We start from the raw sequence: 6,401 nt of genomic DNA on the forward strand, positions 1-6,401 counted from the left end.
CCCAAGCTCGGCCATCCGTCAGGCTGATCGCTCGTGCAGTCCGGCGCGCCGGATGTTGCGGCGGATTTCGACCGCGTCGGCGAGCTGCTCGAACGTCTTCGACGTCGTTGCCCAGTCAATGCAACCGTCCGTGATGCTCTGCCCATAAGTGAGCGGCTTGCCCGGTACGACATCCTGCCGGCCGGCGACGAGATTGCTCTCGATCATCACGCCCATGATGCGGCTCTCGCCGCCCGAGATCTGACGGGCGATATCGGCCATCACCAGCGGCTGGTTCTCCGGCTTCTTGCTCGAATTGGCATGGCTGGCATCGACCATTACCAGCGGGGCAACGCCGGATTTGGTCAATTCGTTGCAGGCCGACGCAACGCTTGCCGCGTCGTAGTTCGGCTCAGCTCCGCCGCGCAGGATGATGTGGCAGTCCTCGTTACCGGCGGTCGAGGCGATCGCCGAGCGGCCGAGCTTTGTGACGGCCATGAAATGATGGGGATGCGAGGCTGATTTCACCGCATCGGCCGCGATCCGCACATTGCCGTCGGTGCCGTTCTTGAAGCCGACCGGGCAGGACAGCCCCGACGCCAGCTCGCGATGGATCTGGCTCTCGGTCGTGCGCGCGCCGATCGCGGCCCAGGAGACGAGGTCGGCGATGTATTGCGGCGTGGTCATGTCGAGGAACTCGGTGCCGGCGGGCAGGCCGAGATTGTTCACCGCCGCGAGCACGTTGCGCGCGAGCCGCAGCCCCTTGTTGATGTCGAAGCTGCCGTCGAGGTCGGGATCGTTGATGAGGCCCTTCCACCCGACCGTGGTGCGGGGCTTCTCGAAATAGACCCGCATCACGATCTCGAGCTGATCGGCGAGATCCTCGCGAAGCTTTGCTAGCCGCTCGGCATAGTCGAGCGCCGCCTTGGGATCATGCACCGAGCAGGGGCCGACGACGACCAGAAGGCGGTCGTCCTGATTGCTCAGGATGGCATGGATGGCGTTGCGCGCGGCCATCACCACACGCGTCGCGGTGAGCGTGCGCGGGACTTCCCGCATCACCTCTTCCGGCGTGCTCAGCTCTTTCAGTTCGCGGATACGAAGATCGTCGGTCGTGCTCAGCACGGCGGGCTCCTGTCTGTTTTAGAACCTGCCGGCCAACAAAAAAGCCGCCAGGGTCTGGCGGCTGTTCGGACGTTTGCTGCAATGTTTCAGATTGAGCGCGATCCTCCCGCCGCCAGCGAGCTGTCGTAGCTAAAGTACCAAAAATAGCTGGTGGCGACGGTGATCATGGAAGGCCATATAACGTGCCGCTGGCGCCTTGTCACCCCCCAATCAGAATGTGGAGCGACGAGGCGCCTCAGGTGTTGCCATTGCGTGCCGCCAGCGCCATGCCGATCAGGGTGGCGCCGCCGAACAGCAGGTTGATGCCGACGAGGACGCCAATGGCCCACTCCGCCGAGCTCGGCAGTCCCGTGATCACCATGAACGAGATCGCGATGTCGACGAGGCCCGAGATCAGCAGCCACGACCAGCGGCCGCTGAGCTCACGGCGGTGCTCCAGCGCGTACATGATGGTGGCGACGCCCTCGGCGAGGAAATAGGCGCCGAGCACGATGGTCAGCGTCAGCACGGCCTGCATCGGCCGGGCCAGCAGCAGCAAGCCGGTGAGCACGGCGAGCGCAGCCGAGATCAGCGACCACCAGAAGCCTGGCGTGCTGCGCGCCCAATAGGTCGCGATCAGTCCGCCGATGCCGCCGATCAGGAACATCCAGCCGAGGAAGATCGCGGTCGCAAGACTGGCGAGCGGCGGCATGACGAGCGCGGCAATGCCGAGGACGGCGAGCAGGATCCCTTCGAACAGAAAAGCCTTCCAGTGCGCCTTGACCGCCTGGTTCATCTCGGATTGGAGGCGGGCAAATTCCTCGGGCGATGTCATCGTCTGGCTCCGGAACGAGAGGATTGCGTCCCAATCTAGTGGGCCTGTCGCGCGTTCGCCATGCGTTGGATCAAGTGCCGCCGGGCGCCGACGAAAAGCCTTCCGCGTTGGTGCGAATGCGGTTGCGGCCGAGAATGTAGATAGCCGATGTGACAATCAGAAGCGCAAGGCCGAGCAGGATCGAGACGAAACCGATCGGAATCAGCGCCAGCGTCAGGTTGCGCTCGGGGTTGATCAGCCAGTGATGGATCGAGGTCAGGACGAAGGCGAGCCCGACGAACCCGATGCCGCCGCCGGCGAGCAGCAGCGCCCACATCCGGCGCAGCTGGCTGAGCCGCTCGCGCGCGACATCGGTTCGCGGCGCGTGGTGGCGCGCGACGCGCCGGACCAGGCGGATGGCGAAGGCGATCGAGCCGAAGCCGATCAACAGGCTCGCAGCGCCCAACCACATGCGGAGTGTCGGATCGAGATCGGGCATGCGCTGGAGCGTCAGCAGCGGGAAGTCGAAGGCCGTATGAAGCGCGAGCGGGCCACCGAAGATCAACAGCCGGCTGGAAAGACGGGCCCAATCGCGATGGTGGCGGTTTGCGCCAAGCGCCGTGCCGGCGCGCGCGATGGTCAGGTAGGCGCCGGCGATGATGCCGAGCGCGCCGTGGAACGGCACGGTCAGGACGCTGCGCAGCGCGGCAAGCGAGCGCCACATGTCGGCGTGCTGGACCAGGTAGGCGAGATTCTCGTAGGCGGCGAAGCCGAGGCCGACCGCGGCGCCGTAGACCACGGTGTCCATCGGATTGGCAAAGGTGCGTCGCTTGGTCGAGGAGACCAGCACGATGGCGAGCACCTTGACGGCTTCCTCGGGCAGCGCGACGCCGAAGATCGAATGCATCGCCAGCGCCGCCCAGGGATCGTCGGGGGCGGCGATCATCTTGGCGAAGGGGGCGCGGGCGAGGCCCAGGAGCGAAATGCTCGCCGCCCCTAACAGGAATGCGGTCCAGACCTGGGCCGGCGGCCCCGGGCGTTCCTCGGCAGCGATGACGAGCCAGAGCAACAGCAGCGCCGGGGCGATAGCGGCAGTTCCGATGACGGTGGGGAGCGCTTCGATCAGGTACATTGGCGCCGAAAATAAGTTCCCTTGATCCGCTTATCTACGTTCTCCGATGCGACCATGTGTCATGCGCCGGCTGTCGGCTCCCTGAAGGTGCGCGACAGCTGCCGTTCATCCGGGCTCATTGTGGGGAGTAGAATACGAGCGCAATCAATCGCATGATGGCAGAAGCTCGCCAGTCACCGCAACGATTGCCAGGTGCGCTGCGGATCGAGATTTGCAAGCGAGCTCAAGGAAATGCGCGGGATTCCTCGATTCCTGGCGCATCTGCGCAGCGTGCCGGCTGCTGGCCTTGTCTAGTCAGTGCGTCGTGATCGCGGGCGGCGCGTCGGGTGCGACGTCGAAGGCGCCGAGATGGAATTCCTCGCCGGCGGACTCATGTGACCCGGAACGCTGCGCCAGCAGCGTGAACGCGGCGCGCGGGTATCGTTTCCAGATTTCGAGATCGCTGGCGGTGATGGTGAGCCAGCCGAACGTGTACATGTAGCGTCCGGGCTCGGTGACCCGGCCGACCCTGTCCCAGGTGATCTTGTCGACTGCCATTCGGTCCCCCGATCGCAAGTCTGCAAAATGACGTCCGGCCCGAGGCACAGACCTGCAAAAGCTGATCCGGCATTGGGGCCGCTATAGGGCGGCGAATTCAGGCCGACTTCAGCAAGGGCGTGCGGACGATCAGGCGGACGAGGTCGTCACGGTCCAGCTTTTCGGCGAATTTGACCGCAAAGCCGTGCTCGAACTTGCGGATCACCCGCCCGACACAGGCGCCGACCGCAAGCGGGGTTCCGACCACCGGATCATACTCGGAGGACACCGCGACGCCGGCCGTCGAGACGTCGATGATGAAGCAGGGATGGCAGCTGCCGTCCGCGAGGGTCAGCACGGTGTGCGAGACCTGTGGAACGAAACGCGCGTCACGCCGCAGGTCCCGAACATTGACATCCTTCTGCTTCTTCTCGAGCCATGTCAGCTTTTCCGACATCCAGGCGCGCCGCGCCCGCGTCATCTCGAGCTCCATCAGGAAGCCCGCCTTCAGCGTCGCGCTGATGGTGCCCTGGAATTCGCCGAAATCCTCGAAGTAGGAGGTCAAGCGCTCGCCGACCTTGCCGACCACGGGCACGTCCACGATCATCCGGAACGGCGAGACGCGCTTGGTGCGGCAGGCGAAGCTGCGGAGCTTGCCCTCGCAATCGTACCAGCGGGGCAGCGAGTAGCTGCCGCTGACCGTAACATCCACTGCTCGCTGCCTCAGGAAGTCTGCGACGGACATGAGCGCTGACCGGGGGTTCGGGTGATTGCCGTAGTTCCACGGTAGCGAGCAAATTCTAAGCAAATGATACTGCTGCCTAATAGCTGGGGTGAATTTTCGGTAAATGGCGCGGGTCGGCAGAGCAGCGGGAAGCGCGGCATAAGCGACGGCTAGCGAGGTCCGAACAGCACCAGGATAGCCAATGCGGCAAAGGCGAACTGGATCATCGTCCATATCAGTCCGTTCGGACGGATCTCCCATCGCAGGCGCGGCAATGCGCGCCGCAGCGCGAGCCCGGTCAATGCTTCGACGAGGGCGAGCAGAATGGCAATGCCGGCCAGGGAAGACCATGACTGGGTCGGAGGCAGCCAAGACGCGAGCCAGGCGGGAACCGAGGCTTTCAGGGGGCCGAGCAACGCGAACCATCCGAACCAGAATACAAAGCGCTTGACGAGGTCTTGGCCGATCATTTCGGGCTCGAGGCGGATACCGATGCTTGCCAGCGCGCTTTCGATGCGCTCGCCATCGGTCAGGAAGAGAAAGGCACCGAGGTAGAGCGGAACGCGCGAATGGAAGAGCAGGGCGATGACACCGAACAGCACGATGTAGCCGAAGGCATCGCCGAGAATGTCAGCGACGGCCTGGCCTGACCGCTCCGGCGAGGGCGGCGTCAACGCCGCTTGGCGCTCCGGCAGTGATTGGAGGTGGGCCATGTGCGCCAGCATCTTGGCGCGCCGGTCCGGCGCATGCTGGCGCGGGTGGCGCAGCCATGTGGGAAGCGCCGGCATCTGCGATGCGTCTGCAATGTCGGCTTTGAGCTGCGGCATGGGCCTCGACCGGTTTCGACCTGACATTGGTCGGAGACGAGGGGCGAGGAGGTTCATGCTGCCGCGGCGGCTTGCGCCTCTGGCGCTCCCTAGCGGAATCGAACCGCTCTCTCCACCGTGAAAGAGATGAGAATAGGTCCATGGCCGTCCACCTCCTTAAAAATAGACATCGACAAGGCACAAACGAAGCTCAGGAAGATCCGCGGGCAGTGGCAAAGGAGAAGCCCATCACCCGCGCTGGCATCACGCGGCGCCGCAACGCCGCCAAGCGTCGGCGGCTACGCCTCCGGACACCGTTGGGGCGGCTCGACGCCGACGGCGCGTCGTCAGCGCAGAACAACAACCGGCGCCGTTGTGGCTCGCGATCGAATGGGGATTGGAGCGAGCTCCGAAGGTCGGTCCCGCGCCCAGCGCCGAGCTGTGCGACTACTGCCGGAAGCACGGGATCAACGTCGACTGGATACTCGACGGCGATCTAAGGGGCCTCAAGAGGATGATCGACGAACGCCCAGGGCACCAGAGGGCTGGAGCGAGCCCTTTGGCGAGGTATGCCCAGCTCACGCCTGAGCACCAGCTGATCGTGACGGCCGAGATCAACCGCATCCTGGCGGAGCGCGACTAATGAAGCGCCATTGAGCAGGGCCCGCCGGTTCACGCTGGCGGGCCGTTCGTTTCGGGCATTTCCGCGTGGAACAACCGGCCATTTGCAATGGAACCGGAATTAACATATGATATTTTTATTACAGTTTAGATTATTACAGTTCAGAGTTGTGTTCGTTGAAGCAGATTGCACCCCAGGGGCTCTGTCGGCGCCCCGCTCTCGTCACGCCTGAAATGGTTGCGCTCGCGATCCTCGGGGGTCTGGCCCTGCTTGCTGTGCTTTGGGGGTGGTCGAGCCCACGAGTTGAAACGCCCCAGCACGTGGTCACAAAGCCCAATCCTCCTGATTGCTACTCAATCGGCAACAGGGTAGCCGCTGGCTGCTTCGAAAAAAATAAATGAGCGATGCCAGCGGCTTGCCTCGCGGCGACCGCAGGCTGCACAGGAGGCGCGACCGGCCGCGGCTGATGACGCACCGCCCCGGGCTCAGGCGGTAAGCACGATGGCCCGCCGGTTCACGCTCGCGAAGCGGGGCGGCGATCGAGCCCCACGTCCATGGGTGTTCGCGGGTTTATTGGCCACACGTTGGACACGGCGGCAGAGTGGATCTTTGAGTGATTGATTTTGCTGGCGCTCCCTAGCGGAATCGAACCGCTCTCTCCACCGTGAAAGGGTGGCGTCCTAACCGATAGACGAAGGGAGCAA

The 6,401-nt window shown here is 64.2% G+C and carries 7 protein-coding genes and 1 tRNA gene; 1 reads left to right on the plus strand and 7 read right to left on the minus strand.

Going from position 1 to position 6,401, the window contains the following annotated elements:
- Positions 1-18 precede the first annotated feature (18 nt).
- The 6 genes from I6F21_RS34885 to I6F21_RS34910 all read right to left on the minus strand — a co-directional run bounded on the left by I6F21_RS34885 (position 19) and on the right by I6F21_RS34910 (position 5,153).
- A complete protein-coding gene (locus tag I6F21_RS34885; RefSeq protein ID WP_225140718.1) occupies positions 19-1,104 on the minus strand; it encodes a 3-deoxy-7-phosphoheptulonate synthase in 1,086 nt (361 codons plus the stop codon).
- A gap of 235 nt (positions 1,105-1,339) precedes the next feature.
- Positions 1,340-1,918 (minus strand): HdeD family acid-resistance protein, encoded by a 579-nt coding sequence (locus I6F21_RS34890; protein WP_225140720.1) that lies wholly within the window; start codon positions 1,916-1,918, stop codon positions 1,340-1,342.
- Positions 1,919-1,988: 70 nt separating this feature from the next.
- On the minus strand, positions 1,989-3,029 hold the full coding sequence (locus I6F21_RS34895) for a PrsW family glutamic-type intramembrane protease (protein ID WP_036022963.1): 1,041 nt from the start codon (positions 3,027-3,029) through the stop codon (positions 1,989-1,991).
- A 294-nt stretch (positions 3,030-3,323) separates the two neighbouring features.
- Positions 3,324-3,566 carry a hypothetical protein gene (locus I6F21_RS34900; protein WP_225140722.1) on the minus strand — a complete coding sequence of 81 codons (243 nt, stop codon included), beginning with the start codon at positions 3,564-3,566 and terminating at the stop codon, positions 3,324-3,326.
- A gap of 97 nt (positions 3,567-3,663) precedes the next feature.
- Positions 3,664-4,290 carry a pilus assembly protein PilZ gene (locus I6F21_RS34905; RefSeq protein ID WP_035999764.1) on the minus strand — a complete coding sequence of 209 codons (627 nt, stop codon included), beginning with the start codon at positions 4,288-4,290 and terminating at the stop codon, positions 3,664-3,666.
- 149 nt (positions 4,291-4,439) lie between these two features.
- A complete protein-coding gene (locus I6F21_RS34910) occupies positions 4,440-5,153 on the minus strand; it encodes a hypothetical protein (RefSeq protein ID WP_225184119.1) in 714 nt (237 codons plus the stop codon).
- A gap of 319 nt (positions 5,154-5,472) precedes the next feature.
- Here I6F21_RS34910 and I6F21_RS34915 point away from each other — a divergent pair, with 319 nt between their 5' ends.
- On the plus strand, positions 5,473-5,718 hold the full coding sequence (locus tag I6F21_RS34915; protein WP_225140723.1) for a hypothetical protein: 246 nt from the start codon (positions 5,473-5,475) through the stop codon (positions 5,716-5,718).
- Positions 5,719-6,324: 606 nt separating this feature from the next.
- Here the strand turns inward: I6F21_RS34915 and I6F21_RS34920 are convergent.
- Positions 6,325-6,399 (minus strand) — tRNA-Glu (locus tag I6F21_RS34920).
- Positions 6,400-6,401: the final 2 nt, after the last annotated feature.

The organism is Bradyrhizobium sp. NBAIM03 (genome assembly GCF_020194055.1).
GTDB classification, from domain to species: Bacteria; Pseudomonadota; Alphaproteobacteria; order Rhizobiales; family Xanthobacteraceae; genus Bradyrhizobium; species Bradyrhizobium yuanmingense.

Bases quoted from the DNA above. Each gene is read 5' to 3' on its own strand.
- I6F21_RS34890 (WP_225140720.1), bottom strand. From the start codon at position 1,918: ATGACATCGCCCGAGGAATTTGCCCGCCTCCAATCCGAGATGAACCAG.
- I6F21_RS34895 (WP_036022963.1), bottom strand. From the start codon at position 3,029: ATGTACCTGATCGAAGCGCTCCCCACCGTCATCGGAACTGCCGCTATC.
- I6F21_RS34900 (WP_225140722.1), bottom strand. From the start codon at position 3,566: ATGGCAGTCGACAAGATCACCTGGGACAGGGTCGGCCGGGTCACCGAG.
- I6F21_RS34905 (WP_035999764.1), bottom strand. From the start codon at position 4,290: ATGTCCGTCGCAGACTTCCTGAGGCAGCGAGCAGTGGATGTTACGGTC.
- I6F21_RS34910 (WP_225184119.1), bottom strand. From the start codon at position 5,153: ATGAACCTCCTCGCCCCTCGTCTCCGACCAATGTCAGGTCGAAACCGG.